This is a genomic window from Roseomonas alba (assembly GCF_019430885.1).
Classification (GTDB): domain Bacteria; phylum Pseudomonadota; class Alphaproteobacteria; order Acetobacterales; family Acetobacteraceae; genus Neoroseomonas; species Neoroseomonas alba.
In genome coordinates this window covers 326295-353015 of the sequence record NZ_JAHYBZ010000004.1, presented here as the reverse complement: position 1 = coordinate 353015, position 26721 = coordinate 326295, and the positions used below count along the sequence as shown (strand labels likewise).

General features: G+C 69.9%; 21 protein-coding genes. 9 read left to right on the top strand and 12 right to left on the bottom strand.

Translation table 11 applies throughout. The features are described from left to right. Nucleotides 1–12: 12 nt before the first annotated feature. From KPL78_RS13360 to KPL78_RS13350, 3 genes are all read right to left on the bottom strand, one after another. Entirely contained in the window at nt 13–1017 is a 1005-nt protein-coding gene (locus tag KPL78_RS13360; protein ID WP_219763454.1) for an HAD family hydrolase, read from the bottom strand. 147 nt (nt 1018–1164) lie between these two features. Beyond that, a complete protein-coding gene (locus tag KPL78_RS13355; protein ID WP_219763453.1) occupies nt 1165–2856 on the bottom strand; it encodes a sulfatase-like hydrolase/transferase in 1692 nt (563 codons plus the stop codon). A 25-nt stretch (nt 2857–2881) separates the two neighbouring features. Next, entirely contained in the window at nt 2882–3853 is a 972-nt protein-coding gene (locus KPL78_RS13350; RefSeq protein WP_219763452.1) for a formylglycine-generating enzyme family protein, read from the bottom strand. Nucleotides 3854–3960: 107 nt separating this feature from the next. Between KPL78_RS13350 and KPL78_RS13345 the strand changes: the two genes are divergently transcribed. Continuing rightward, entirely contained in the window at nt 3961–4923 is a 963-nt protein-coding gene (locus KPL78_RS13345; RefSeq protein WP_219763451.1) for a LysR family transcriptional regulator, read from the top strand. A 16-nt stretch (nt 4924–4939) separates the two neighbouring features. On the opposite strand, the gene KPL78_RS13340 is transcribed toward KPL78_RS13345, so the two are convergent. Beyond that, nucleotides 4940–5779, bottom strand: a complete 840-nt coding sequence (locus tag KPL78_RS13340) for a 3-hydroxybutyrate dehydrogenase (RefSeq protein ID WP_304621874.1) — start codon at nt 5777–5779, stop codon at nt 4940–4942. A gap of 235 nt (nt 5780–6014) precedes the next feature. Between KPL78_RS13340 and KPL78_RS13335 the strand changes: the two genes are divergently transcribed. Beyond that, nucleotides 6015–6944, top strand: coding sequence for a LysR family transcriptional regulator (locus KPL78_RS13335; RefSeq protein WP_219763450.1), 930 nt, complete (start codon nt 6015–6017; stop codon nt 6942–6944). Nucleotides 6945–7102: 158 nt separating this feature from the next. On the opposite strand, the gene KPL78_RS13330 is transcribed toward KPL78_RS13335, so the two are convergent. After that, nucleotides 7103–8446: an MmgE/PrpD family protein gene (locus tag KPL78_RS13330; RefSeq protein ID WP_219763449.1), complete on the bottom strand. Its 1344-nt coding sequence runs from the start codon at nt 8444–8446 to the stop codon at nt 7103–7105. Nucleotides 8447–8533: 87 nt separating this feature from the next. Here KPL78_RS13330 and KPL78_RS13325 point away from each other — a divergent pair, with 87 nt between their 5' ends. Beyond that, the gene (locus KPL78_RS13325) at nt 8534–10225 is read left to right on the top strand and encodes a M28 family peptidase (RefSeq protein WP_369412747.1); all 1692 of its coding nucleotides are present in this window, start codon (nt 8534–8536) and stop codon (nt 10223–10225) included. Here KPL78_RS13325 and KPL78_RS13320 read toward each other — a convergent pair. Genes KPL78_RS13320 through KPL78_RS13290 form a run of 7 tightly spaced genes read right to left on the bottom strand, consistent with a single transcriptional unit; the run spans nt 10217 to nt 19357 of the window. Further along, on the bottom strand, nt 10217–12256 hold the full coding sequence (locus KPL78_RS13320; protein WP_219763448.1) for a hydantoinase/oxoprolinase family protein: 2040 nt from the start codon (nt 12254–12256) through the stop codon (nt 10217–10219). The genes KPL78_RS13325 and KPL78_RS13320 overlap by 9 nt on opposite strands. Further along, the gene (locus tag KPL78_RS13315) at nt 12243–13988 is read right to left on the bottom strand and encodes a hydantoinase B/oxoprolinase family protein (protein ID WP_219763447.1); all 1746 of its coding nucleotides are present in this window, start codon (nt 13986–13988) and stop codon (nt 12243–12245) included. Before KPL78_RS13315 ends, KPL78_RS13320 begins: the two co-directional genes overlap by 14 nt. A gap of 11 nt (nt 13989–13999) precedes the next feature. Further along, nucleotides 14000–14962 carry an oligopeptide/dipeptide ABC transporter ATP-binding protein gene (locus KPL78_RS13310; RefSeq protein WP_255568960.1) on the bottom strand — a complete coding sequence of 321 codons (963 nt, stop codon included), beginning with the start codon at nt 14960–14962 and terminating at the stop codon, nt 14000–14002. After that, on the bottom strand, nt 14955–15911 hold the full coding sequence (locus tag KPL78_RS13305; RefSeq protein WP_219763446.1) for an ABC transporter ATP-binding protein: 957 nt from the start codon (nt 15909–15911) through the stop codon (nt 14955–14957). Before KPL78_RS13305 ends, KPL78_RS13310 begins: the two co-directional genes overlap by 8 nt. After that, nucleotides 15908–16750: an ABC transporter permease gene (locus tag KPL78_RS13300; RefSeq protein WP_219763445.1), complete on the bottom strand. Its 843-nt coding sequence runs from the start codon at nt 16748–16750 to the stop codon at nt 15908–15910. Before KPL78_RS13300 ends, KPL78_RS13305 begins: the two co-directional genes overlap by 4 nt. After that, nucleotides 16747–17760, bottom strand: coding sequence for an ABC transporter permease (locus tag KPL78_RS13295; protein ID WP_219763444.1), 1014 nt, complete (start codon nt 17758–17760; stop codon nt 16747–16749). The genes KPL78_RS13300 and KPL78_RS13295 overlap by 4 nt, the downstream gene beginning before the upstream one ends. Before the next feature lie 10 nt (nt 17761–17770). After that, nucleotides 17771–19357, bottom strand: coding sequence for an ABC transporter substrate-binding protein (locus KPL78_RS13290; protein ID WP_219763443.1), 1587 nt, complete (start codon nt 19355–19357; stop codon nt 17771–17773). A 223-nt stretch (nt 19358–19580) separates the two neighbouring features. Here KPL78_RS13290 and KPL78_RS13285 point away from each other — a divergent pair, with 223 nt between their 5' ends. From KPL78_RS13285 to KPL78_RS13260, 6 genes are all read left to right on the top strand, one after another. Next, a complete protein-coding gene (locus KPL78_RS13285) occupies nt 19581–20786 on the top strand; it encodes an MFS transporter (protein ID WP_219763442.1) in 1206 nt (401 codons plus the stop codon). A gap of 14 nt (nt 20787–20800) precedes the next feature. Then, on the top strand, nt 20801–21673 hold the full coding sequence (locus KPL78_RS13280; RefSeq protein WP_219763441.1) for an MBL fold metallo-hydrolase: 873 nt from the start codon (nt 20801–20803) through the stop codon (nt 21671–21673). A 75-nt stretch (nt 21674–21748) separates the two neighbouring features. Further along, entirely contained in the window at nt 21749–23863 is a 2115-nt protein-coding gene (locus KPL78_RS13275) for an acetate--CoA ligase family protein (protein ID WP_219763440.1), read from the top strand. Next, nucleotides 23860–24831 carry a tripartite tricarboxylate transporter substrate binding protein gene (locus KPL78_RS13270; RefSeq protein WP_219763439.1) on the top strand — a complete coding sequence of 324 codons (972 nt, stop codon included), beginning with the start codon at nt 23860–23862 and terminating at the stop codon, nt 24829–24831. Before KPL78_RS13275 ends, KPL78_RS13270 begins: the two co-directional genes overlap by 4 nt. A gap of 1 nt (nt 24832) precedes the next feature. After that, entirely contained in the window at nt 24833–25573 is a 741-nt protein-coding gene (locus tag KPL78_RS13265; RefSeq protein ID WP_219763438.1) for an enoyl-CoA hydratase/isomerase family protein, read from the top strand. Between the two features lie 3 nt (nt 25574–25576). Next, nucleotides 25577–26713 (top strand): CaiB/BaiF CoA transferase family protein, encoded by a 1137-nt coding sequence (locus tag KPL78_RS13260; protein WP_219763437.1) that lies wholly within the window; start codon nt 25577–25579, stop codon nt 26711–26713. Nucleotides 26714–26721: the final 8 nt, after the last annotated feature.

Below are 26721 nucleotides of genomic sequence, written 5' to 3'. Positions count from 1 at the left end.
CGGGCCGGCTGGTCAGGGGAAGATGCGGGCCCAGTCGTCCTTCATCGAGATCACCTGCCAGCCGCGCTGCGGCGCCTCGTCCAGTGCCTTCTCCAGATGCCCGATGGAGCTCTGCCGGTCATAGGCGTATTCGCGCCCGGCATCGTCGTGATGGACGATCATGCCGAGCCGGCGGCCGGTGCCCTCGGTGGTGTAGCGCAGCATCTGATAGTCGCCGTCCGAGTTGCCGAAGGCGGCGATCGGCCGCCGGCCGATGTGCCGCGCAATGCCCACGGGCTTGCCCGGCCCGTCATCCACGAAGTCGATGGTGGGCTCCCGTGTCAGGGTGATGCGGCCATCCGCCTCGCCCGGCTTCAGGGCGAAGGTCGACCCCACCACCTGGGACCGCGGCACGCCATAGACGCGCTCGGAGAAGCTGCGGACGAAATCGACGCCGCCGCCGGTGACGATGAAGGTCGAGAAGCCCTTGGCGCGCAGGAAGGACAGCACCTCGATCATCGGCTGATAGACCAGCTCGGTGAAGGGCTTGTGCCAGCGCCCGTCGCGCGCCGTCTCCAGCCAGTCGGCCGCCAGCTTGACGAAGTCCTCGGGCGATCCGCCCGCCTGCGCCGCGGCGGCCAGCTTCACGAGCCCCGCCGTGCCGCCGGCCGCGAGGGCGGCCATGTCGCCTTCAATGGCCGCGCGGAAGATCGCATCCGCGGTCCATTCCGGGTGCTGCGGCGCCATGCTGCGGATGCGGTCGAGGATGAAGAACAACTGGGTATAGGCCGGCTGCTCGACCCACAACGTGCCGTCATTGTCGAAGGTCGCCACGCGTTCGATCGGCGGCACGAAATCCGGCCCGCCTTCGGTAGTCACGGCGGCGACGAAATCGAGCAGCGCCTGGCGCCGCGGCCCGTCGCGCCAGGACGGCAATGGATTGTCGGTCTGCGCGAGGGCGAGGCGCGGGGACATCAGCGCCGCAGCCGCAGCCATCAGCGCCTGGCGGCGCCGCAAACCGTCGAATGTCGTCTTCATGCCGGCAGCTCCTCACCTCTCAGTCCGGAGCGGGGCGCCGCGATGCGCGCCCCGTCCTGCTGCGCCAGTCGGGCCGTGATGCCATGCCCCGACGGACACCTTATAGCGCACTGCCCGGCCAAAAAGGCTGCCGGGCAGTGCCGCGGGTCACTGGTTCATGCGGCGAGCCCGGGTGATCGCCTGCTCAACCTGCTGCTTCACGGCTTCCATGTTGAAGGAAGCACCGGCCTGCATCGGCGGGTAGTCGATGAAGGTCTGCGCATAGCGCCCGACTTCCTGCTGCACGAAGACGAAGCGCCAGAATTCATGCACGTAGAACTGGTAGAAGTTCAGCGAGCCATTGGCGCCGTTCGGCATGCCCATCCGCTCGAAGGGATCGAGGCGGAGGTTGGTGATCATTGGCCAGTCGAGCTGCACCGTGCCGCCCAGCCAGCCAGTCGGCTGGTCGAGGAAGCGGTACTTGTAGTCGCCGATGCGCACCGCGGCGAGCTGCGTCTGGGTGAAGTAGAAGACCTCATTGCGGTTGCTCGGCCCGCGCCCGGTCAGCATCGGCGTCTGGTCGTAACCGTCGAGATGCACCTTGTAGGTCGTGCCGCCGAGATCCTTGCCCTGCCGCAGTTCGAGCGTGATGTTCGGATTGCCGGCCGCGGCGACGAAGGTGGGGAACCAGTCGAGCCCGGAGATGATGCCGTTCTCGACCTTGCCCGCGGGGATGTGGTCCGGCCAACGGGCGATGCAGGGCACGCGGAAGCCGCCTTCGAGCCCCGTGCCCTTGCCGCCGGCGAAGGGCGTGTTGCCGCCATCCGGCCAGGTGAAGTTCTCGGCGCCGTTGTCGGTGGTGAAGACGACGATGGTGTTGTCGTCGAGGCCCTTCGCCTTCAGATGCGCCATCACCGCCCCGACATTGTCGTCAAGCTGCTTCATGCCGGCCTCTTCCTCGTACCAGCCATTCTGGCCGTTGCGCAGGCCTTGGTAGTGGGGCGAGAGGTGGGTGATGACGTGCATGCGCGTCGGGTTCATCCAGACGAAGAAGGGCTTGTTCGCCTCGACCGACCGATCGATGAAGTCCTTCACGTTCTCCGTGATGACCTCGTCGAAGGTGTGCATGTTGTAGCGGATGCCCGGCATCGGGCGTGGTGGCAGAGGGCCCTCGTCGACGATGCGCTGCTTGCCGACCTTGCCCCAGCGCGGCTGTTCGGTCGGGTCGTCCACAGTCGTCGCGAAGGACCGGACCAGGTTGCGCGGCCCGACGCGGTCCCGCAGTTCCTGCGGGAAGGAATGCCAGAACGGATCCTCCATGGCGTCGAGGTGGTACAGGTAGCCGAAGAACTCGTCGAAGCCGTGCAGCGTCGGCAGGAACTCGTTGCGGTCGCCCAGGTGGTTCTTGCCGTACTGCGCCGTCGCATAGCCCATCGATTTCAGGACGGTCGCGATGGTCGGCGCCGCGGCCGGCATGCCGACCGTCGCGCCGGCCTGGCCAACGGTGGTGAGGCCCGTCCGGATCGGCAGCTCGCCGGTGATGAAGTTGGCGCGGCCGGCGGTGCAGGACGCCTCCGCGTAGTAGTCCGTGAACAGCATCCCCTCGGCAGCGAGCCTGTCGAGGTTCGGTGTATCCGTGTTCATGATGCCACGGTTGTAGGCGCGGATGTTGAACCACCCCACATCGTCGGCCATGATGAACACGATGTTCGGCTGACGGCGGCCGGTGGCGGCGGCCGGGGCCGCACCAGCTGGGGCCGGCGTCTGCTGGGCGCGGGCGCCGGGGGCGCCGAGCGTAGCCGCCGCCATCAGCGCACTGCCGCCGAGCAACAGGTCGCGACGCGAATTCTTCCGGTTCATGGTGGCCACTCCTGAAGATCCTGGGTCAGGTCGCTGGGGATTCAGGCCGGACGCAGCGGAAGCCGATATGGCTCATGCCCGTGTCCACCATCTGCGCGTGGCGGGCGGCGGGGCGATAGCGCCGGCAGTAGGACGGTGCGCAGAGAAAGGAGCCGCCCTTGACCACCTTCCGCGGAATGCGGATGCGCGGCTGGGCGGGATCGAAGGAGCCCGCGATATCCGGCCCGCGCGGGTTGGCCGGCGTGCAGCAGGGCTTGTCCGGATCGGGCGCGTGCTTCGCGGCCCACCAATCCGTCGTCCATTCCCAGACATTCCCGCAGACCTCGAACAGCCCATAGGGATTGGCGGGGAAGGAGCCGACCGGGCAGGTCCGCTCGAACCCGTCGGCGAGGAAGTTCCGCCAGGGAAAGGGCCCCTGCCAGGTATTGGCGACATGCACCCCGCCCGGCGCGAGGTCGTCGCCCCAGGCGAACTCGGCCCCTTCCAGTCCGCCGCGCGCGGCGAACTCCCACTGGGCCTCGCTCGGCAGCGCCTTGCCGGCCCAGGCCGCATAGGCTTCCGCATCCTCATAGGCCACCTGCACGACGGGGTGGTTCTCGCGCCCCTCAATCGTGCTCCCGGGGCCCTCGGGCGCGCGCCAGCAGGCGCCTTGGGTCCAGCGCCACCAGTTGGAGATGTCGCGCGTGTCGACAGGCCCTTCCGTCATGTGGAAGACGAGGCCGCCGGGCTGCAGGTTCTCGGGCTTCGCACCCGGATAGAGGTCCGGATCGAGCGGCCGCTCGGCGACGGTCACATAGCCGGTCGCGTCCACGAAGGCGGCGAACTGCGCATTGGTGACCGTGGTCGCGTCCATCCGGAAGGCATCGACATGAACGCGATGCTGCGGCGCTTCCTCCGGGTAATGGACGTCGGAACCCATGAGGAAGGTGCCGCCGGGGATGCGGACCATGGCGCCTTCGGTCGCCAGCCCTGGCGCATGGGCAATCTCTCCCTGCACTGCGTTGTCCTTTCCGTGGCCGGCGCGCGGACTATGCTCCGCACGCGGGGTGGAAGACCAATACCCAATCCGCAATGACCGCTTGCCCGGAGAAGCATATGTTCGAAATGCGTGATCTAAGGCTGGTGCTCGCGATATCCGAGCACGGCACGATGGTCCGCGCCGCACGCGTACTCCGGGTCGCCCAGCCGGCCCTCACCCGCCAACTGGCCTCGCTGGAATCACGTTTGCGTGGGCCGCTCTTCGAACGGACGCCGCGCGGGATGCTGCCGACCGATCTCGGCCGCACCGTCATCGCCGAGGCCACGGTGATCCTCGATCGACTGAAGCAGCTCGACAGCCGCGCCGCCGAGGTGCGGGGCGACCAGGTCCGCGACCTGACCATCGTGGCCGGCGCCTTCATGGCCGAGACGCTGGCCATGGTGGCGGCGTCGCGGATGCTGGCGCTCTATCCGCGCGTGCGGGTGCGGCTCAACGCAGCGAACTGGGCGGAGGTGCCGGCGGCGCTGCATGCGCGCGAGGCGACGCTCGGGCTGTTCGACCTGCGCAGCCTCGGCGAGGATCCGGCCTTCGAGGTCGAGCGCCTGCGGCCGCATCCGGGGGTCTTCGTGGTGCGGCAGGGTCACCCGCTGCTGACGCTGGATGGGATCGGCCTGCCGGACATCATGGCCTATCCGATGGTCTTCATCGGGCGCGTCCCCACCGAGGTGCATGCGCCGCTGGCCGCCGCGCGCGCCGTGGCGCGGCAGGCCGGCTGGATGCATCCGGCCTTTCCCGCGCTCGTCCATGAAAGCCCCACGGCCATGCTGCGCGCCGCCATCCATTCGGACGCGATCGCAGGGACCACCTTGTCGGTGGCCGCCCCCTGGCTGCGCTGCGGCGAGGTCGCCGCGATCCGCTGGCGCGAGCCCTGGATGTCCGTGCTGCCCGGCATCGTCCGGCTGCGCAACGCGCCGATGCCGGAAGCCGAGACGGCCTTCCTCGACCTGCTGCGCGCCGCCGACCGGGAGGCCGCGGACGAGGCCGAGGCCTGGTGCGCGGCGCAGGGGCTGTCCGCCGCCTGCGCCTGAACGCCCCCGGCAGCCCTCAATGCGCCGTCCAGCCACCATCCACCGGCAGCGCGACGCCGGTGATCGAGGCCGCGCCATCCGAGCAGAGGAAGGCGACGGTCGCCGCGATCTCCTCGATGGTCGCGAAGCGGCGCGTCGGCTGTTCGGCGAGGAAGACGGTGCGGATCACCTCCTTCTCGCTCAGCCCATGCGCGCGCGCCTGCGCGGCGACCTGGCCGGCGACCAGCGGCGTCCAGACATAGCCCGGGCAGACCGCGTTGCAGGTGACGCCATGTTCCGCGGCCTCGAGCGCCGTGACCTTGGTCAGGCCGATCACGCCATGCTTCGCGGCGACATAGGCGCTCTTGAAGGGTGAGGCGATCAGCCCGTGCGCCGAGGCGACATTGACGATGCGTCCCCAGCCGCGTTCCTTCATCGCGCCCAGCGCCGCGCGCGTCGCGTGAAACGCCGCCGAGAGATTGATCGCGGTGATCGCATCCCATTTCTCGGGCGGGAATTCCTCGATCGGCGCGACATGCTGGATGCCGGCATTGTTCACCAGGATGTCGGTCGGGCCGAAGGCGCGGCGGGTGCGTTCGACCAGCGCCTCGATCTGCGCCGGGTCGGACATGTCGGCGCCGTCGTAGCGCACGGGCACGGCATGGGCGTCGCTGATGCGGCGGGTGGTGTCCTCGACCGCCGCGGCATCGCCGAAGCCGTTGAGCACCACGGCGGCACCGCGCGCGGCAAGCGCCTCCGCCACGCCGAGGCCGATCCCGCTCGTTGATCCGGTGACGATCGCCACCCGCCCTTCCAGTTCGCGCGGGCGGTCGCCCGTTTCCGTCAAACCGGCCGGCGTCATGATCATGTCGCTCATCGGCTGTCCTCCTCGCATCCCCGTGGTTCGCGTGGCGGAGCCTGCCGGATACCTGCATGCGCCCGCCTGGACAGGATCGGCGCGCGTGCCCGTGCGGGCCAATGCCCGTCCGGCAGGGATTCCATGGCCGATCGTTATGGAACCCGGATCGCCGGCGCGGCTAAGGTCCCGCGCCGGACCGATGCATCCCGCGGCCGCCCGGCCGCCGGGCGCGATGTGCTGAAGGGGATCCGCGATGGAGATCCACGAGATCCGCTACTTCCTGGCCGTCTGCCAGACGCTGAACTTCACCAAGGCGGCGGAGCAGTGCAACGTCAGCCAGCCGGCGCTCACGCGCGCGATTCAGAAGATGGAGGCCGAGCTCGGCGGGCTGCTCTTCTCCCGCGAACGCGGCAACACCCACCTCACTGAACTCGGCCGGCTCATGCATCCGCATCTGGAGGAGGTGATGGCGCGCACCGCCGCGGCGAAGGACAGCGCCGCGCGCTTCCTGCGCCTGGAAAGCGCGCATCTGCGCCTCGGCGTCATGTGCACCATCGGGCCGATGCGCTTTGTCGGCTTCCTGAACCGCTTCCGGGCCGACCATGGCGGCATCGAGCTGACGCTGAGCGAAGCCGTGCCCTCGCGCCTGTCCGCCGCGTTGCTGCAGGGTGAGATCGACATCGCCGTCATGGCCCAGCCCGAGGCCTTCGACGATCGCCTGCGCGCCGAGCTGCTCTATCGCGAACGCTTCGTCCTCGCCTGCCCCATCGGCCATCCCTTCGAGCGGCGCAACGCCATCGCCATGAAGGACATGGATGGGCAGACATACCTCCAGCGCGCGAATTGCGAATTCCGCGACGTGCTGCGCGAACGCTGCGAGACCGCCGGCGCCTTCATCAACCGCTCCTACCGCTCTGAGCGCGAGGACTGGATCCAGACCATGGTCGCCGCCGGCATGGGTGTCTGCTTCATCCCGGAATTCTCCGCGACGCATCCCGGCCTGGTGCTGCGCCGCGTGGAAGAACCGGAAGTGGTGCGCGACATATGCCTCGTCACCGTCGCCGGGCGACGCTGGTCGCCGGCGGTGGCGAGCTTCGTTCAGGCGATCCGCCGGTATCGCTGGCCTGCGACTGGCGACATCGAGGCCGCGGAGGAAACGGCGCAGGTCGTCTCCCTGGGATAGGGCATTCGTCGACCGAATGGCATTGGTCCTGCGTGAGCAGGAAATCTCGTGATCCTTGCGGCTGCCGGGAATGACTGGCGCGGGCGGAACTGAAGGGGCGGTGGCCCTCTCCATTCGGCAGCACAGGGCATGTGCCCGGACAGGGCGACGTTCATGCGTCAGCCGGACAGCAGCGCCACAAGATCCCGCGCCGATCCACCCGACGCCAGCCCCGCGATCGCCGCTTCCGCCGCCGCCACACGCTCCGGCGGCAGCAGCCGCGACGCGCAGTCGCGGAACTTCGCGACCAGTTCGGCTTCGCTCATCGGATTGTCGGGCGAGCCGCGGCGGATGGTGCGCGTCTCGGTCAGCACGCGGCCATCGGCCAGGCGCACCCGTACCGTGGTGGCGGGCGGCGGCGCGCCGTCGGGTTCGGGCAGGCCCTGCATCGCGATGCGCGGCATCAGGGCGCGCACGGGCGGCCGCACCAGCGCCGCGCCCTCGAAATCCGCCGGACCGAGCGCACCCTGCGTCGCGGCGGCGGCCAGGCAGTATTCCATGCTGAAGCGCGCTTCCATGCCGGTGCGTGGATCGGGATGCATCAGGTTGCGCCGGAGGACGAGCGGCAGGTCGGTCTCGATGGCCGTGACTTCCTCCGGCGCGAAATGCGGCCGGAGGGCGAGCAGCGCATCGAGCGAGAGATGCGTCGCCGCGCAGGTCGGATAGGCCTTGAAGGCGAGGCCATCGGATTCGATGGCGAGCGGCGCATCGTCGGCAGGCGGTGCCATGACGCCTTCGGGGGCGGGGCGGCCGGTGAACATCTCGACGAAGCGCCATTGGCCTTCGAGCGCCTCCGCCGCACCGCCGACGCCCTCGGCGGCAAGCGTCGCGGCGAGGATGCCCGCTTTCGCTGCAAGCCCGGCATGCAGCGACTTCGCCGGCGCACCGAGCTGCATCCGTGTCCCGGCCGCCATGCTGACGGCGAGGCTCAGCGCATCCTGCGCACCGCGCGCATCGAGGTTCATCAGCCGTGCGCAGGCCCCGGCCGCGCCGATCGCCCCGATGGTCGAGGTCGCATGCCAGCCCAGCGCGTAGTGCTTCGGATTCACGCCGCGCCCGACTGCGGCCATGACGTCGAGCCCGACCACCAGCGCATCGAGCAGCGCGGGTCCGTCGGCCGCGATCTCCTCGCCCAAAGCCAGGATCGACGGCACCAGCACCGCGGTCGCATGGCCGCTCAACGGGCCGAAGGTATCGTCGTAGTCGAGCACATGCGCCGCCGTGCCATTGACCAGCGCTGCCCAGGGTGAGGGCAGGGCGCGGCCGCTGCCGATGACATGGGATGGGCCGCTGCCCCAGCGCGTGACAGCGGCGGCGACGCGTCGCGGCGTCTCCTCCTGCGCGCCGGCCAGGATGCAGCCGATCGCGTCGCGCATGCCGGCCGTGGCGAGTGGCGCGACCGCCGCGGTGCGCGTGCGCGGCACCGTTGCGACCCAGGTGGCGAGTGTCTCGGTGGCGGTCATGGCAATCCTCCGTCGCGCCGGCGGGACCCACCTTCACGACCGCGCCGGAGGGTGCAAGCATCATGCCGCACGGCGCAGGAGGATGATGTGGCTGGAACGCTCACGGACGAGGTCAGCGGCCCGGAGATGATGGCCAACCTGCGCGAGATCGCTCGCTGGGTGAAGCTGTCCGGCACGACGGAGGAGCGCGAGGCGCTCGGCTTCGTCGAGGGCCGCATGCGGGACTATGGCTTCCGCACGGAGGTCATCCTCCACGATGCCTTCATCAGCCTGCCGGGCAAGGCCTCGGTGCTGGTGGATGGCAAGCCGCTGAAGGCGATCACGCAATCCTTCTCGAAGCCGTCGCCGGCGGGCGGGCTGTCGGGCGTGCCGGTCCATGTCGGCAGCGGTAGTCCCGCGGATTTCGCCGGCAAGGACCTGCGCGGCCGCATCCTGCTGATCGAGGGCATGGCGACGCCGGCCACGGCGCAGCGCGCGATGCGGGCGGGCGCCGCCGGCCATCTGCACATCAGCCATCACGAGCACATCCATGAGATGTGCATCTCACCGGTCTGGGGCAGCCCGGGGGCGAGCACGATCGGCGAAATGCCGAACACCGTCGTGTGCTCGGTGAGCCATGCCGATGGCATCGCGATCCGCGATGCGCTTGCGGCCGGGAAGGAACCGGTCGTGACGCTGAATGCCGAGGTCGATACGGGTTGGCGCAAGACGCCGATCCTGGTCGCGGAACTCGATGCGCCAGCGGGTGGGGAGGACAGCTTCGTGATGCTCTCCGGCCATCACGACACCTGGTATTTCGGCGTGATGGACAATGGCTCGGCCAATGCCGGGATGATGGAGGTCGCGCGGCTCTGCGCCGGGCGCCGCGCCGGCTGGAAGCGCGGTCTGCGGGTGTGCTTCTGGTCGGGGCATTCGCATGGGCGCTATTCGGGATCGGCCTGGTATGCGGACACGCATTGGGATGAGCTCGACCGGCGCTGCGTCGCGCATGTGAATGTGGACAGTCTGGGCGGCGTCGGGGCGTCGGTGCTGACCCATGCGGCGGCGATGGCCGAACTCCGGAAGCTCGCCGAGGAGGCGGTGACGCGTCACGCCAACCAGCCCTATGTCGGCAAGCGCAAGAATCGCAGGAGCGACGAGAGCTTCGTCGGCATCGGCATCCCCTCCATGTTCGGGTCGATCAGCGAGCAGGCGAAGAGCCATGCGGCGGCGCGCAATGCGCTCGGCTGGTGGTGGCATACGCCCGACGACCTGATCGACAAGATCGACGAGGCGAATCTCGTGCGCGACACGCGCGTGCTGGGCCAGGCGGTGTGGCGGCTGCTGTCGGACACGGTGCTGCCGCTGGATCACGCTGCGATGGCGGCGACGCTGCGCGAGGCGCTCGTGCCGCTGGAGGGCGCGCTGTCCGGGTGTTTCGATCTGAGCCATCTCGCGGCGGCTGCGGCGCGTGTGGAAGAGGCCGCGCGGCAGGTCACCGCGCGCGCCGGCAGTGCGACACCGGCGGCGGCGCAGCGGGTCAATCCGGCGCTGATGCGCGTCTCCCGCGCGCTGGTGCCGATGGACTATGCGGAGGGGGATCGTTTCCTGCATCCGCATGCGCTGCCGCTGCCCGATTGGGCGGTGTTGCAGCCGATCCGTGACCTGGCGGCGACGGACGCCGGCAGCGATGCGGAGAAATTCGCCGCGGTGGATGCGCGCCGCGCCGGCAACCGCCTCGCTTTCGCGCTGCGCGAAGCCGAAGCGGCGCTCGCCGACGCGTTGGCCGCGCTAGGCTGACCGCGTCAGCAGCAGGGCGCCGGATGCATCCATCCGCGCCTGCCAGCCCGGCGCGACCAGCGTGGTCGCGTCGAGCTGCGTGACGATGGCGGGCCCGGCGAAGGTCGCCTCGGGGCCAAGCCGCACGCGATCGATGATCGGCGCCTCCACGGCGCCGTCGCGCAGGCGGATGGTCTGATGGCCCGTGATGGCGCCTTCCGCCGCGCCGCCCAGGGGTGGCGAGGACGCGGGGGTCGGCAGAGCACCGGCGGCCTCGACGCGCAGGGTGACGATCTCCACGGCGACGTCCGGCAGGTCGAAGCCGTAGAGCGCACGATGCGCGGCCGCGAAATCCGCTCCGAGCACCGCGAGATCGCCATCCGCGGGCCAGGGGATGGCGAGTTCGTGTCCCTGTTCCTCGTAGCGCATGAGTGCGACGCGGCGCGTGCTGCGATCCGCTTGCGCGACGGCCTCCTGTGCGAACCAGTCGGCGGCTTCGGTTTCCAGCGCGGCGAAGGTGGCCTCCAGCCGCGTGCGGTCAGCACCGTCCAGGGCTTCGGCGACGGTGCGGCTGAACTCGGCCTTCAGGTCTGCCGCCAGCAGGCCCTGTGCGCAGAGCACGCCCGGGCTCGGCGGCACCAGTACACGCGTGATGCCGAGCAGTTCCGCCAGCGCGCAGCCATGCAACGGCCCCGCACCGCCGAAGGGCACCAGGGTGAAGTCGCGCGGATCATGCCCGCGTTCTACCGAGACGACGCGGATCGCGCCCACCATGTTGTTGTCGGCGATGGCGAGGATGCCGCGCGCGGCGTCTTCGATCGGCAGGAGCAGCGCGTCGGCGACGGCCTGAACCGCGATGCGCGCCTTCGCCCTGTCGAGCACCATGCGCCCGCCCAGCAGCCGGTCCGGCAGGTGGCCGAGCACGAGATGCGCATCCGTCACCGTCGCTTCCGTGCCGCCGCGGCCATAGCAGGCCGGGCCGGGATCAGCGCCGGCGCTCTGCGGGCCGACCGTCAGCGTGCCGTCGGTCCCGACACGGGCGATGGACCCGCCGCCCGCGCCGATCGTCACCATGTCCACCATGGGCAGCGGCAGCGGCCAGGGGCCGACGCGGCCATGCTGGGTCAGGCCGATCTCGCCCTGCGCGATCAGGCAGATGTCCGCGCTGGTGCCGCCGATATCGACGGTGATGAGGTCCGCCACACCCGCCGCCGCGCAGACGGCGCGTGCACCGACGACACCGGCCGCGGGGCCCGACAGGGCGGTCTGCGCGGGCGCGCGCCGGATCGCCGCGGCGCCGGCCACGCCGCCATTCGACTTCATCAGCAGCAGCGGTGCGGCGACGCCGGCCGCATCCAGCCGTGCCTCTAGCCGCGCGATGTAGCCGGAGATCGCCGGCATCACTGCGGCATTCAGCACGGCGGCCATGCTGCGTTCGTATTCGCGCACCACGGGCAGCACATCGACGGATGCGGTGCGCGCCAGGTCGGGCACCTCCTCGGCCAGGATGGCCAGGGCGCGGCGTTCATGCGCGGGGTTGGCGAAGGCATGGAGGAAGCAGACGGCGATGGCGGCGACGCCGGCCGCCTTGGCTGCGCGCGCGGCATCGCGAACCGCGGTTTCGTCCAGCGCTTCCAGTTCCGATCCATCGGCGGCGATGCGTCCGGCGGCCTCGAAGACCAGGCCCGGCGGGACGGGCCGCTTCGGCTTCACCCAGGCCCAGAGATTGTCGCGTCGCGGCAAGTCAGCGCGGCCGATCTCCAGCACATGGCGGAAGCCGCGCGTGGTGATCAGCGCGGTCGGCGCGGTGCGGCCTTCCAGGATCATGTTGGTTGCGACGGTGGTGCCGTGCAGCACGCGCGCGACCTCGGCGGCGTCGCGCCCGGCTTCCGCCAGCGCCTGCGTCACGCCGGCGATGAAGCCCTCCGAGGGATCGCGCGGCGTCGAGGGCGTCTTCGCCGTCCAGGCGCGGCCCGTCGCGGCATCCTGCAGCGTGACATCGGTAAAGGTGCCGCCGATATCGACGGCGACGAGCAGGTCACGCGACGGCATCGCGATACTCCCGGCGGTGGAACAGGCCGGAGGCCGGTCGGGTGGCGCGGTTCGCCTCGGTCTCGGCGGCGTCGATCGCGCCGTCGCGGATCACGACGCCATAGTCGCGCGCGGCGGCCTCGATGCTGACGAAACCGCCGGCGACATCGGCCAAGACGTCGGAAGCGGGGCGGTCGAAGGGGTGGCCCCAGCCGCCGCCGCCGCCGGTCTCGATGCGGAAGACGTCGCCCTTCTTCAGCATGTTGCCGTCCGAGAGCGGCGCGATGGGCCGGCCACCGATCGTCGCCCCGCCGGAGCCGCCATTCATCCCGCCGGACACGCCCCAGGGCGGGTTCACCACGCTGTCGATGCGCACGGCGAGCATCGCGGTATCGGCCAGAACCTCGAATTCCCGGACCACGCCGCAGCCGCCGCGCCAGCGTCCCGCGCCGCCGGAATCGCAGTTGATGCCATAGGCCCGCAGCCGCACCGGATAGGTGAGTTCCATGAACTCGGCCGGATAGTTTTCCTGCGCGACGAAATAGACGGCGTCTGTGCCATCGGCGAAGGGGCGCGCGCCATAGCCGACGCCGATGCCGTCGCTCAGCAGGAAGCGCTTCCCGCCCGCCATCCCGCGCAGCGCGATGACGACATAGGCGGAATGCGCGGCCGGCGCCTGGCCGCCCTGCGCGACTGCGACCAGTCCATGCAGCGCAGCCAGCAGCCGCATCATCGTGACGCCGCGCAGCCCGAGCGGCGCCGGCGCACGCGGCGCGAGCAACGAGCCCTCCCGCAGATGCACCGCGTCGATGGCGCGTGGTGCCCCGGCATTCAGTACCTGCCCCGTTGTTCCTTGCAGCACGTAGAGGCCGAGCGCCATGCCCGGCACATCCGGATGCATCAGCAGATTGACCGGTCCCGGCGCCTGGTCGTCGGTCTCGGTCGCGTCGAAGGTGAAGCGGTCATCCGCGCTGCGCGTCAGGGCGAGACGCAGGGTGAAGGGGCCGTTGCCATGCCCGTCCGTGTCGATGGTGTCGGCGAAGCGCGTGGTGCCGACCGGGAAGATGGCAGCCAGCTTCGCGCGCACTATCGCCTCGGTGCGGTCGAGCAACTGGCGGAACGCATCGGCCAGCACATCGGGCCCGAAGCGCCCGGCGATCTCGGACAGGCGCTTCTCGCCGAGCCGCACCGCGGCCATCAATGCGCGCGTATCGCCCTGCGACTGGGTGGGGAAGCGGCTGTTGCGCCAGAAGGTGCGCAGCAGGTCCTCATTCATCTCGCCGTCGCGCATCAGGCGCGAGGGTGGGATGATGATGCCCTCCTGGAAATGGTCCGTCGCATCCGGGCTGATCGACCCGGGACGCAGCCCGCCGATATCGGAGAAATGCGCCCAGCCCATGACGAAGCCGACGCGCTTGCCATCGTGGAAAGCGGGCGCGAGGAAGACCTGGTCGTTGGAATGCGACACCGCGCCGCGGCTGCCGTAGCAGTCATTGTACCAGTAGAGGTCGCCCTCGCGCATGGTCTCGATCGGAAAGCGCTCGGCGACGGGGCCGACGATGTCGCCGAAGATCGGCAGGTCGCTGCCCACCGCCATCGCGCCATCCGCATCGAACAGCGCGGTGTAGAAATCCTTCTTCTCGCGGATGAAGGCGGACATGGCGGTGCGCTCGAGCAACGCCTCCATTTCCGCCTGGGCAGCGCGTGCGGCGCCTCGGATGATCTCGAGCGTGACGGGATCGCAGGATGACATGGGCGGTGCCTTCAGGCGGCTCGCCAGCGATGGCAGGCGACGATGTGGTCCGGGCCGGCCGGTTCCAGCACCGGATCGCGCATGGCGCAATCGGGGACGGCGATGGCGCAGCGCGGATGGAAGCGGCAGCCGGACGGGATGGCGCGCAGGCTCGGCGGGTCGCCCTTCAGGGCGGGGCCGGTCTCACGCCCGTCGAGATGCGGTGCGGCGGCCAGCAGCGCGCGGGTATAGGGATGGCGCGGCGTGGCGAAGAGTTCCTCGGCGCTGCCCTGTTCCACGATGCGGCCGAGATACATCACCGCGACGCGGTCGCAGACGCGCCGCACCACGGACAGGTCGTGCGAGATGAACACATAGGTCAGGCCGAAGCGGTCCCGCAGATCGCGCAACAGCCGCAGAACGGCGGCCTGCACGGACAGGTCGAGCCCTGCCGTCGGCTCGTCGAGGATCACGACCTTCGGCCGCAGTAGCAGGATGCGCGCCAATCCAATGCGCCGCTGCTGCCCGCCGGATAGTTCATGCGGGTAGCGATCCGCCATGGCGGGCGCGAGGCCAACGGCGGTCAGCATCTCCGCGATGCGTGCCGTTTGTTCCGCCGCATCGGTGACGCCGTGGATACGCAGGCCCTCGGCGAGCGTCGCGCCGACCCGCCACCAGGGATCGAGCGCCGCGCCCGGATCCTGATGCACATACTGCACCGCGGCGCGGGAGGCGCGTGCCGCGCGCGGCTCCTGGCCCGACACGGTGCCGGCCTCGAGCCGGATCACGCCGCCGCTCTCGCGCTGCAGTCCGAGCAGCGTGCGGGCGAGAGTCGTCTTGCCGCAGCCGCTCTCGCCGACGATGCCGAAGGTCTCGCCCGCTTGTACCGCGAGATCGACACCATCCACGGCGCGCACGCCCGGACGGCTGCGCAGCAGCCCCTTCCGCGCGCCAAGTTCGACGACGAGGTCTGTCGCGCCGAGGATCTCAGGCAAGGATCGGCTCCGCGTGATAGGGGCAGGCGACGACGCGGTCGCCGATCGCGATGGCAGGCGGTGGCGCTTCCGCGCAGGACGGGCGCGCGATCGGGCAGCGCGGATGGAAGCGGCAGCCTGAGGGTTGGGCAGTGGCCGCCGGGACGGCGCCGGGAATGCCCACCAGATCCGTCGCGCGATCCGGATGGCAGGCGAGCAGCATGCGCGTGTAGGGGTGCTCCGGCGCGTCGAGCACCGCGCGGGTCGGCCCGCCTTCCGCCACGCGCCCGGCATAGAGCACCGTGACGCGATCGCAGACCGCCGCGAGCACGCCGAAATCATGGGTCACGAACAGCAGGGCGAGGCCGCGCTCCGTCGCCAGTCGCCGCAGCAGTGCGAGGATCTCGCGTTGCGTGGTGACGTCCAGCGCGGTGGTGGGTTCGTCCGCCACCAGCAGCGACGGGTCGCAGGCCAGGGCCGCGGCGATCAGCAGGCGCTGGCGCTGGCCGCCGGAGAATTGGTGCGGATACTTCGACAGCGCGCCTTCCGGGTCGGGCAGTTGCACGGCGCGGAAGAGCTCGACGATGCGGGCGCGATGGTCGCGGCGCGATCCGGGCGCGTGGCGGCGCATGATCTCGAGGATCTGGTCCCCCGCGCGGAACACCGGGTTGAGTGAGAGATAGGGATCCTGCGGCACGAAGCCGATGCGCCCGCGTGCCGAGGCGGCGCGGTCGGTGAGGATGTCGCGCCCTTCGAAGAGGATGCTGCCGACGGGCGTCTCTGCCCCACGCGGCAGAATGCCAAGGATCGCGCGCAGCAGCGTGGACTTGCCACAGCCGCTCTCGCCGACGATGCCTAGGCTGCCGCCCGCCGGCACGCTGAAGGTGACGTCGTCGAGGATGCGCGCCGTGCCGGCCTCCGTGCGGAGCTGCACGGCCAGGCCCTCGAGCTGAAGGATGGGGCGGGTCATCGGCGGGACCGGCGCAGGCGCGGATCGGCCGCATCGCGCAGCCCGTCGCCCAACAGGTTGAAGCCCAGCACCAGCAGCAGGATGGCCAGGCCCGGGAAAGTCGGGAACCACCAGGCTTCGGGCAGATGCTGCCGGGCCTCCGACACGGCGAGCCCCCAATCGGGCGAGGGCGGTGCCGCGCCGACACCGAGGAAGCCGAGCAGCGCCGCGGTCAGGATGGTGAAGCCCATGCCGATCGTCGCGCGCACCAGGATGGCCGGCGCGGCGTTCGGCAGCACATGCAGGAACAGGATGCGCGTCGGGCTAGCCCCGATGCCGGCGAGCGCGTCGACGAAGAGCGACCCGCGCAGCCGTCGCGTTTCGGCATAGACAGTGCGCGCGAAGAAGGGCCAGTAGGTCAGCGCGAGCGCGACCATCGCCGTACCGATCCCCGGCGCCATGAGCTGCCCCAGCGCGAGCGCGAGGATGAGCTGCGGCACGGCAAGGAACACATCCGTCACGCGCATCAGCGTGTCGGACACCCAATTGTCCCGCCACCCGGAGGCGAGGCCGACCGGCACGCCGATCGCCATCGCCGCGACGACCACCGTGATCGCCACCGCGAAGGCGTTGCGCGTGCCGAGGATCACGCGGGAAAAGATGTCGCGCCCGAGATTGTCCGTGCCGAAGGGGAATTCCGTCGAGGGCGGGCGCAGACGCTGGAGGATGTGGCTCTCGAAAGCATCGTCCGGGTAGGGCGCGAGCCAGGGCGCGAAGACCGCGACCACCAGTGCGAAGATGACGATGAGCAGGCCGAAGGCCGCGACCGGATCGCGGAAGATATGGCGCAGCGCGGTCACCGGTGATCCTCCGCGACGCGCGGATCGATCAGCGCCTGCACAACGTCCACCACGACGTTCACGACCGCATAAACGACGCCGACCACCAGCGTGACGGCGAGCAGCGCCTTGTAGTCCGCGGCCAGGATCGCCTGCACGGCATAGGTACCGAGGCCCGGCCAGTCGAAAACCGCCTCCACCGCGACGGCGCCCGAGATCAGTGCGCCGAACAGCAGGCCGATCTGCGTTACCGTCACATTCACCGCATTGCGCAGTACGTAGATCGCCGCGAGCCGCACCCGCCCATAGCCCGCCGCGCGGGCATAGAGGACGAAGTCCTTCTGCAGCGTCTCGAGCACGCCAGAGCGCGTGAAGCGCGCGATGGTGGCGAGGCCGGGCAGGGCGAGCGTCACCGCCGGCAGGACGATGTGCCGGCAGGCGCTCGCGAACATGTCGAGCCGTCCGGCGAGCAGGCTGTCGATCAGCACCGACCCTGTCACCCGGGGCGGCATGCCGAGTGCGACGTCGATGCGCCCGCGCAGCGGCAGAATGTCGAGGTCCATGGAAAAATACAGTTGCAGCATGATCGCGAGCCAGAAGGAGGCGATGGCAAGCCCGCCCACGGAGAGAACCCGCACCAGATGATCGACCGGCCCGTTGTGGTCCAACGCCGCCAGCAGCCCCAGCGGAATGCCCAGCGCCGTCGCCAGGAACAACGCGACGAAGGTCAATTCCAACGTGGCGGGCAGGCGCTGCGCGATTTCCTCGGCGACCGGCCGGCCGGAGAAGATGCTGCGCCCGAAATCGCCGGTCACCACCTGCCGCACATGGATCGCGGCCTGTTCGATGATCGGCCGGTCGAGCCCGTAGCGGGCCCGGATATCAGCGATCTGGGCCGGCGTCGCCGCATCGCCGGCCAGGGCTGTCGCCGGATCGCCGGGGATCACGCGCGACAGCACGAAGGTCAGGATGACCAAGCCGAACAGGGCCGGCAGGGTCAGCAGGATACGCCGCAGGATATAGCGCGCCATGACGTCGCGATCAGTTCTCCAGCGACATCAGGCGCATCTCGCCGCCCGACCCGACGGGAGAGAACTGGTAGCCCTGCACGCGCCGCGACAGGCCACGCAGGTTCAGCGTGTTGTACACCCAGATGTCCGGGCTGTCGGCCACCACCTGGCGCGTCGCCTGCTGGTAGAGCCGGTCACGCTCGGCCTGGTCCAGGCTGCCGCGCGCCTGGCGCAGCAGGGCGTCGACCTGCGCATTGGTGTACCAGGAGCTCGCCTTCCAGGTGCCGTGGAACTGGCTGTCATACATCTGGCCGATCCAGTTCTCCGGATCGACGAAATAGGTCGACACCCAGTGGATCCACATGTCCGGCGTGGTCTGCGCCTGGGCGGTGGCCGCGGTGATATTGGGCCAGGTGTTCGGCACGATGCGCAGGTTCACCCCGAGCCGGCGTAGGTCGGCCTGGAACATCTGGGCGGCCTGGACGGTCTGCTCCAGTTCGCTCTGGATATGGATCTCGATCTCGCGATCAAGCGGTGCACCCGCTGCCCGAGCAGCATCGCAATGCCGGCGCGCCACGGCGAGGTCGAAGTTGTAGGGCTGCAGGTCCGGCGGATTGCCCCACAGGTTGTTCGGGTTGGGCCCAGCATTGCGGACGACAAGGCCGCGCAGCACGATCTCGTTGAAGCCCTGGTAGTTGAAGGCATGCGCGAAGCACAGGCGTGCATCGCGATTGTCGAAGGGCGGCTTGCGGTTGTTCATGCGGATAATGAAGACACGCATGCTCTCATCGCGGGCGACGCGGGTGCGGGGATTGCGATCCACGCGTTCGACCTGATCGGTCGGCAGGTAGGAGTCCGTCGCATCGATCTCGCCGCGCAGCAGAGCCAGCACGCGGGTCGAGGTTTCCATCACCGGCCGTGACCGCACCGACTCGATCGGGCGCTGATTGTGCGACCAGCCCATGAAGTGGCCAGGAAAGCGTTCCATGTCGAGCGCGACCCGCGCCTGATAGGTCTCCGGCACGATGCGATAGGCGCCTGACCCGGCGCCATTTGCCGACAGCCACGCCGTGCCCCAGTCGTCCCCCTGCACATGCGGCGCGATGGCGCGCTGGTTCACGATGGCGACGAGCGGCATCGCGGACAGAAAGGGTGCATAGGGCGAGGAGAGCACGAAGCGCACGGTGAGCGGACCGGCCGCGGTGACGTTCTCGGGCTTCAGCACCGGCGTGAAGGCGGCGGCGGGCGCGCGCCGCATCGCGAGCAGGCGGCGGAAGGAATAGACGACGTCGTCGGCCGTCAGGTCGCTGCCGTCCTGGAACTTGATGCCCGGGCGCAACGTGAACTCCCAGGTCAGGCCGTCGGCACTGGTCGTGTGGCTCGCAGCGAGCCAAGGCACGAGCTGCGGCGGATTGGCCTGGTAGCGATAGAGCCCGTCATAGGCGTTGAGCAGGATGAACTGGCTCGGCACGTCGAAGATGGCGTGGGGGTCGAGCGTGGCCGGCAGGCTGTCGCCCCACACCATCGGGCGCTGCTGGGCCTGGGCCGGGGCGGCGATCATCGGGGCGGCAGCGATGGCGGCGGCGAGCAGCGTGGTGCGCAGTCGGCGGAAGCCCATGGCCGGTCTCCTGGCGTGATTGACGTGCCGCATCAAAAGGCTAGCCCGTCATCGGAGCAAGGCACCAGGAAAGACCAATTGCCCTGCACAGTCACACATTGCCCGCCGAGGTGGCAATGGCGCCGCACAATCGGGCAGGGGGCTTCGCAGCCTCGCTTCGCTGTGCCTATCGTGCTGCCTCGGCGGAGCCCTCGGCCCGCGACGGGGACCACGACGGAGCGACATGCGCCTCGATCACGCCAAGAAGCTGCTGCTGCTCGCTCTCTCGGCGATGTTCCTCCAGCAGAGTTTCGCGACGGTCGGCCGCTCGCTGCCCCCCATCATCGCGCCCGCGATTTTCGAGGATCTCCGCATCGACCCCGCCTGGCTCGGCATCTATGTCGGTGCGCAGGCGGCCTCGGCTCTGCTGTTCCAGCTCGGCTGCGGGTCCTTCATCCTGCGCCATGGCGCGCTGCGGATGAGCCAGGTGGCGCTGGTGCTGCTCGGCCTCGGCATGGCTCTCGCGACAGTGGGGCCGGTGCTGCTTTTCCTGCTCTCGGGTGTGATCGGCGGCGGGGCGGCGGCGATGTCCACGCCGGCCAGCTCGCATTTACTCGGACACTATACGCCGCCCAAACGTGCGCCGCTGATCTATGCCATCAAGCAGACCGCGGTGCCCGTGGGACTGCTGGCCGCGGGCGTGCTGGGCCCCTGGCTCACCGGCCTGACCGGCTGGCGCGGCACGCTGCTGATCGCCAGCGCGGCCTGCCTGATCTTCGCGGTGATGCTGCAGCCGCTGCGCGCGCAGTTCGATTCTGACCGGAAGCCGAGCCAGTCCTTCCGCCTGTCGGACTTCCACCGGACGCTGACGAGCGTGCTCGCCGCGCCGGATCTGCGGCGGCTCGCCTTCGCCTGCTTCGCCTTCAACGGGCTGCAGACCGTCTTCACCTCCTACTTCGTCGTGGCGCTGACGGAGCTTGGCCATGGGCTGGCGGCAGCGGGCTTCGTCTTCTCGATGGCGATGGTGATCGCGGTGCCGGGGCGCCTGTTCTGGGGTTGGCTCGGCAGTGGGCATGTGGAGCCGCCGATGGTGATGTGCTGGCTCGCCCTGGGCATGGCAGGCGGCACTGCGACCATGGCGCTGCTCAATGCGCAATGGCCGTTGTTCCTGATCGGCATCGTGGCGACAGTGCTCAGTGCCACAGCGATGTCCTGGCACGGCGTGCTGCTCTCCGAGGCTTCCCGCCTGGCCGATCCCGGCCAGCATGGCGCGGTGACGGGCGGCGTGCTGTCCTTCGGACAGTTCGGAGGCCTGCTTCTGCCGCTGGTCTATTCCGGCGTGCTGATCGCGACGGGCAGCTATGGGCTCGGCTTCACGGCCAGCGGCGTGCCGGCGCTGATCGTCGGCATCGTGCTGCTGCGCGCACCGCGCGACCATGAGGCACGATAGGGAAGGGGACAGTCATGACCACGAGCTTCGCCTTTGGCGACATCACCATCCAGCGCATCGTCGAGGAAGAGACGCCGCTCTTCGATCCGCTCACCTTCTTCCCCAACCTGACGCCGGAACTACTGGCGGAGAACCGCGCCTGGCTCGAGCCGATGGCGCTCGACCCGGTGACGGGCAAGCTGGTGCTGTGCATTCAGTCCTGGGTGGTGCGCACGAAGCACCACACCATCCTTGTCGACACCTGCGTCGGCAACGACAAGGAACGCCCGAACCACCCCTTCTGGAACCGGATGCGCGGCGAGGCCTATATGCGCGGCCTCGCCACCCTCGGCCTGACGGTCGAGGATATCGACATCGTGATGTGCACCCATATGCATGTCGACCATGTCGGCTGGAACACGCGGCTGGAGAATGGCCGCTGGGTGCCGACCTTCCCCAAGGCACGCTACGTCTTCTCGGCCGAGGAATATGCCTATTGGGCCGGCGAGCACGCCAAGGCGCACGCCTATCCCTTCGCCGATTCCGTGCTGCCGGTGGTCGAGGCCGGACGGGCCGAGATGGTCGCCGATGATTACGCCATCACCGACGCCATCCGCCTGGAACCCACGCCCGGCCATACGCCGCACCATGTCGCGCTGCGCGTCGTTTCGGCGGGGCAGGAGGCGCTGTTCACCGGCGACTTGATCCATTCCCCGCTCCAGGCGCGTTACCCGGAGATCAGCATGCGCGCCGACTGGGACCCGGCCATAGCGGCGCAGACCCGCCGGCGCGTGCTGGAATGCGCCTGCGAAGCACAGACATTGCTCTGCTTCGCGCATTTCCCCTCGCCATCCCATGCGCGGCTGTCGCGTTGGGGAAAAGGCTTCCGGGCCGATCCAGTGGGCTGACGCGCCGCGCAACCTGCCCTAGCCTGCCTCCATCGAACCCGCGGATGGAGACGGGCTTTGGAGGGAACTACGAGAGTGGCGCGGCCGCTGCCGGTCGCGCGCATCGTCGCGCCGCGATCCGTCGCGGTGGTCGGCGCGTCGGACGATGTCGGCAAGTTCGGCGGGCGGGTGATCCACTATCTTCAGAAGCACGGCTTTCCGGGCCGGCTGCTGCCGATCAACCCGAACCGTGCGACGATCCGCGGCCTGCCGGCCTATCCGCGCGTCAGCGCGGTGCCTGAGCCTCCGGATGTCGCGATCCTCGCCGTGCCGGCGGCCACGCTGGAGGCGCAGATCGCCGATTGCGCCGCCGCCGGCGTGGGCGCCTGCATCATCATCACCGGCAAGCTCGCGGAAGCGGGGCCCGAGGGCGCGGCACTGCAGGACCGCGTCCTGGCCATCGCACGCCGCGCGGGGATGCGGCTGGTCGGGCCGAACTGCCTCGGCATCTTCAACCCGGTCGGGCGGGCGATGCTGTCCTCCAGCCTCGCCCTGGAGGAGGAAAATTACGCGCCGGGATCGATCGGCCTGGTCAGCCAGTCCGGGGCGCTGATGGGCACGTTGCTGTCCTTCGGGCGGCATCACGGGGCGCGGTTCAGTTGCTGCGTCTCGGTCGGCAACCAGGCGGATCTGGGGCTGGAGGATTTCCTGGAACACCTGGTCGCGGACGAGGCGACGCGGGCGATCGGCCTCTACATCGAAGGGCTGCGGGAGCCGGCACGCTTCCGGGCGTCGCTGCACGCGGCGCGCGCGGCCGGCAAGCCGGTCTTCATCGTCAAGGCCGGGCGCAGCGAGGCCGGCGCCCAGGCGGCGCGATCGCACACGGCGAGCCTCGCCGGCGCCTTCCCGGCCTTCGAGGCGATCTGCCGCGATGCCGGCGCGGTGGTGATGGAAGACCCGCAGGCGATGGTGCTGGCCTGCGACGCGGCGGTGCGGCTGCCACGCTGGCCGGCGCCGGGGCTTGGCCTGGCACCGATTGCGTCGTCGGGCGGCAGTACCGTGACCTTTGCGGACATGATGCCGGGGGTGGGTCTGCGCATCGCGCGGATGGCGCCGGAGACGCGGGCGGTGCTCGGGCGCTGGATGCCGGACAGCCATGTGGCATTGCCCGTCGATACGGGGTCCTTCCATGAAGGCACCAGCGGCGACGGACTTGCCGAATGCATCCGTGCCTTCATGGCGGACCCCGATGTCGGCGCCGTGGTCGTGCCCATGACGACGCAGCCTGACATGGCCGGGCGCACGGCGCTGTTCCCGCCGCTGGCGCGGGAGGGCGGCAAGCCGCTGCTGTATCTGATGACAGCGGGGGCGGTGGGCGATGCGTCGCGCGCGGTGATGCGCGCCGCGGATTTTCCCTTCTACGACCGCATGGCGGATGCCCTGGCCGTGGCGCGCGCGCTGGATGCCGCCGCCGCCGGCCGTGTCGCTGGCGACGCGCCGTTGCGCCCGGCAGGCACCGGCCCGGCGTCGGCCTTGCCGTCCGGCGTCCTGACCGAAGGCGAAGCGAAGCGCCTGCTCGCCGCCTACGGCCTGCCGGTGACGCGTGAAGCCGCCGCCGCCACGGCGGATCAGGCTGTTGCCGCTGCGCGCACCATCGGCTTCCCCGTCGTGCTGAAGGGCGTCAGCCGCGCGGTGGTGCACAAATCCGATCTCGGCCTGGTGCGGCTGAACCTGCGGGACGAGGACGCGCTGCGTACCGCCTTCGCCGACATCATCGCGGCGCTCGACCACGCCGCGCCGGGTGCGGCCGAGGGCTGCGTCGTGCAGGAAATGGCGCGCGGTGAGGCCGAGCTCTTCCTCGGTGCCACGCATGATCCGCAGTTCGGCCCGATGGTGATCGTGGGCGCGGGAGGCATCCTCGTGGAGTTCCTGCAGGATGTGCGCATGGCGCCCGCGCCGGTCTCCGCCGCGACCGCGCGCGCGTTGATCGAGGGTCTGCGCGTCGCCCCGCTGCTGCATGGCCTGCGCGGCCGCCCGCCCGCCGACATCGACGCGGCGGCCGCGGCGCTGGAACGCCTATCCTGGCTCGCGGCCGATCTCGGCCCGCGCCTGGTGGAACTCGACGTCAACCCGCTGATCCTGCGCGCGGCAGGGCAGGGGGCGATCGCCGTGGATGCCCGCGCCACGCTCAAGAAGGAGGAGACGCCATGACACTGACGCTGCATCGCCGCATCCTGCCGCTGCTTGGCGCCGGGCTGCTCGCACGACCGGCATTTGCGCAATCGGCCTGGCCGGATGGCCGCCCGGTGGTGCTGGTCGTGCCCTATCCGCCGGGCGGCAGCACCGACAATGTTGCCCGTCCGCTGATGCAGGAATGGTCGCGCATCATCGGCGAGACCATTGTCATCGAGAATCGGGGCGGCGCCGGCGGCACGATCGGGGCGGAGATGGTTTCCCGCGCGCGGCCCGACGGGCACACGCTGCTGCTCTTTCCCACCGCGATCTTCACGATCAGTCCGACCATGATGCGGCCGCCCTATGACGTGGACAGGGATTTCGTCCCCATTGCACGCATCGCGGCCTCGGATGCCTTCGTGGTGGTGAACCCTTCGCTGCCGGTGCGTACGATCCAGGAGCTGGTGGCCTACGCCAAGGCGCATCCCGGACAGATCCGCTTCGGGTCCGCCGGCAACGGCACCATCACTCAGATGCAGTGCGAGATCTTCGGCGAGAAGGCGGGCGCCCAGTTCGAACACGTCCCCTATCGCGGGTCCGGCCTGTCGGTGAACGACCTGGTGGCGGGACATATCCAGATGATCTGCGACCCGGCGGCGCTTCCCATGGTGCGCGACGGCCGGCTGCGTGCGCTGGCGAGCTTCGGCGACCAGCGCCACCCGGAATTCCCCGACGTGCCGACACTCATGGAGGTCGGCCTTGCCGACCGTGGCGCCATGTCCTGGTTCGGCATTGCCGCCCCCGCCGGCACGCCGCGACCGGTCTGCGAACGCATCGCCGCGACGCTCGATGAGGCACTGAAATCCGAACAGGTGGCCCGTGGCATGGCGATCGGCGGCCTGCGACCCGCCTTCGAGACCGGCGAAGCCTTCGCCAACCGCATCACGCGCGACCGCGCGATCTTCGCGGAAATCATTCGACGTACCGGAGCAGGAGTGAACTGACGTGGAATTGGTGACTGTCACGGACGAAGGTCCGATCCGCATCGTGGCATTGAACAACCCGGCCAAGGGCAATGCGATCAGCAAGCCCATGGCCGAGCAGCTTCAGGTCGTCATGAAGGAGTTCGAGCGGCGCGACGATTTGCGCTGCGCCATCATCACCGCGACGGGCACGCGCGCCTTCACCTTCGGCGCCGATGTCGCGGACCCGCCGGAACTGTGGCGCGCCATTCCGACCGTGGGATTCAAGCCGCTCAAGCCGGTGATCTGCGCGGTCGAGGGATGGTGCGTCGGTGGCGGCATCGTGCTCGCCATGATGTGCGACCTGATGGTCTGCGGATCGACCGCGAAGTTCTACTATCCCGAGGCGAAGCTCGGCCTGACCGGCGGCATGATCGCCGGCCTGGTCAGCCGCATTCCGCACAAGATCGCGATGGAGATCGCACTGCTCTGCCGCATCATCGATGCGCAGCGCGCGGAACGTGTCGGCCTGGTGAATGAGGTGGTGCCGGAAGGCGAGGCGCTGGCCAAGGCGAAGGAATGGGCGACCGAACTGCTCGGCATGGCGCCGATGGTGGTGGGTGAGATCAAGCGCATGGTCACCGAGGACATCATCCCCCGCGGCCCGTCCGAGCAGATGGCGATCCATGGCCAGCGCATGGCCGCGATCCGCAACTCCGCGGATTTCGTCGAGGGCGTGGCGGCCTTCCGCGAGAAGCGCCCGCCGAAATTCGAGGGGCGCTGACCCATGCCCGGCCCGCTCTCCGGTCTTCGCGTGATTGAACTCGCCGGCATCGGGCCCGGTCCCTTCTGCTGCATGATGCTGGCCGATCTCGGGGCGGAGGTGCTGCGTATCGACCGACCCGAAGGGCCAACGGAAGGCGATCCCCATGACGTGCTCGGGCGCGGGCGGCGCAGCGTCGCGCTCGACCTGAAATCGCCGGCCGGCGTCGCGGCGGTGCTGAAGCTGGTCGAAGCCGCGGATGTGCTGGTCGAGGGCTTCCGCCCCGGCGTGACGGAGCGCCTCGGCCTGGGGCCGGAGGCGTGCCAGGCGCGCAATCCGCGCCTGGTCTATGGCCGCATGACGGGGTGGGGGCAGGACGGGCCCTTGGCGCGAGCCGCGGGGCACGACATCACCTACATCGCCCTGACCGGCGCGCTGGGGTCGATCGGGCGTGCCGGTGAACGGCCCGTGCCGCCGATCAACCTCGTCGGCGATTTCGGTGGCGGGGGGATGCTGCTCGCCTACGGCATCATGGCCGCGATCTTCGAGGCATCACGCAGCGGTCGTGGCCAAGTCGTGGATGCGGCGATGACGGATGGCTCCGCGACGCTGATGGGCGCCTTCTTCGGGCGCTATGCGGCCGGCGCCTGGCGCAATGCGCGTGGCACCAACCGCTTGGACGGCGGCTGCCCCTTCTACGACACCTATGACTGCGCGGATGGCAAGTACGTCGCCGTCGGCGCCCTGGAACCGCAGTTCTTCGCGCTGCTGCTGAAGGGCCTGGGCCTGGAGGCCGCCGAGTTCGCAGACCGCAATGATCCGGCCTGCTGGCCTGCCATGCGCAGGACTTTCGCGGCCATCTTCCGCACGCGCACACGCGACGACTGGGCCGCGGTCTTCGAAGGCAGCGACGCCTGCGTCGCTCCGGTGCTGGACCTCGAGGAAGCGCCCCGGCATCAGCACAATGTCGCGCGCGGCACCTTCTTCCCCCGCGCCGGCGGCTTCCAGCCCATGCCGAGCCCGCGCTTTTCCCGCACGCCGCCGCCCGAACCGCGCCCCGCGCCGGAGCGCGGCGCCGATGGGGCGGCTGCCCTGGCAGATTGGGGCCTGTCGCCGGAGGAGATCGCGACGGCACTGACAGCCGCACCGGCCGCACGGTAGCATTGCGG

Excerpts from the sequence above, each read along its gene's own strand:
- KPL78_RS13360 (WP_219763454.1), bottom strand. The coding sequence starts at position 1,017 with ATGAAGACGACATTCGACGGTTTGCGGCGCCGCCAGGCGCTGATGGCT.
- KPL78_RS13355 (WP_219763453.1), bottom strand. The coding sequence starts at position 2,856 with ATGAACCGGAAGAATTCGCGTCGCGACCTGTTGCTCGGCGGCAGTGCG.
- KPL78_RS13345 (WP_219763451.1), top strand. The coding sequence starts at position 3,961 with ATGCGTGATCTAAGGCTGGTGCTCGCGATATCCGAGCACGGCACGATG.
- KPL78_RS13340 (WP_304621874.1), bottom strand. The coding sequence starts at position 5,779 with ATGAGCGACATGATCATGACGCCGGCCGGTTTGACGGAAACGGGCGAC.
- KPL78_RS13335 (WP_219763450.1), top strand. The coding sequence starts at position 6,015 with ATGGAGATCCACGAGATCCGCTACTTCCTGGCCGTCTGCCAGACGCTG.
- KPL78_RS13330 (WP_219763449.1), bottom strand. The coding sequence starts at position 8,446 with ATGACCGCCACCGAGACACTCGCCACCTGGGTCGCAACGGTGCCGCGC.
- KPL78_RS13320 (WP_219763448.1), bottom strand. The coding sequence starts at position 12,256 with ATGCCGTCGCGTGACCTGCTCGTCGCCGTCGATATCGGCGGCACCTTT.
- KPL78_RS13315 (WP_219763447.1), bottom strand. The coding sequence starts at position 13,988 with ATGTCATCCTGCGATCCCGTCACGCTCGAGATCATCCGAGGCGCCGCA.
- KPL78_RS13305 (WP_219763446.1), bottom strand. The coding sequence starts at position 15,911 with ATGACCCGCCCCATCCTTCAGCTCGAGGGCCTGGCCGTGCAGCTCCGC.
- KPL78_RS13295 (WP_219763444.1), bottom strand. The coding sequence starts at position 17,760 with ATGGCGCGCTATATCCTGCGGCGTATCCTGCTGACCCTGCCGGCCCTG.
- KPL78_RS13290 (WP_219763443.1), bottom strand. The coding sequence starts at position 19,357 with ATGGGCTTCCGCCGACTGCGCACCACGCTGCTCGCCGCCGCCATCGCT.
- KPL78_RS13285 (WP_219763442.1), top strand. The coding sequence starts at position 19,581 with ATGCGCCTCGATCACGCCAAGAAGCTGCTGCTGCTCGCTCTCTCGGCG.
- KPL78_RS13280 (WP_219763441.1), top strand. The coding sequence starts at position 20,801 with ATGACCACGAGCTTCGCCTTTGGCGACATCACCATCCAGCGCATCGTC.
- KPL78_RS13270 (WP_219763439.1), top strand. The coding sequence starts at position 23,860 with ATGACACTGACGCTGCATCGCCGCATCCTGCCGCTGCTTGGCGCCGGG.
- KPL78_RS13260 (WP_219763437.1), top strand. The coding sequence starts at position 25,577 with ATGCCCGGCCCGCTCTCCGGTCTTCGCGTGATTGAACTCGCCGGCATC.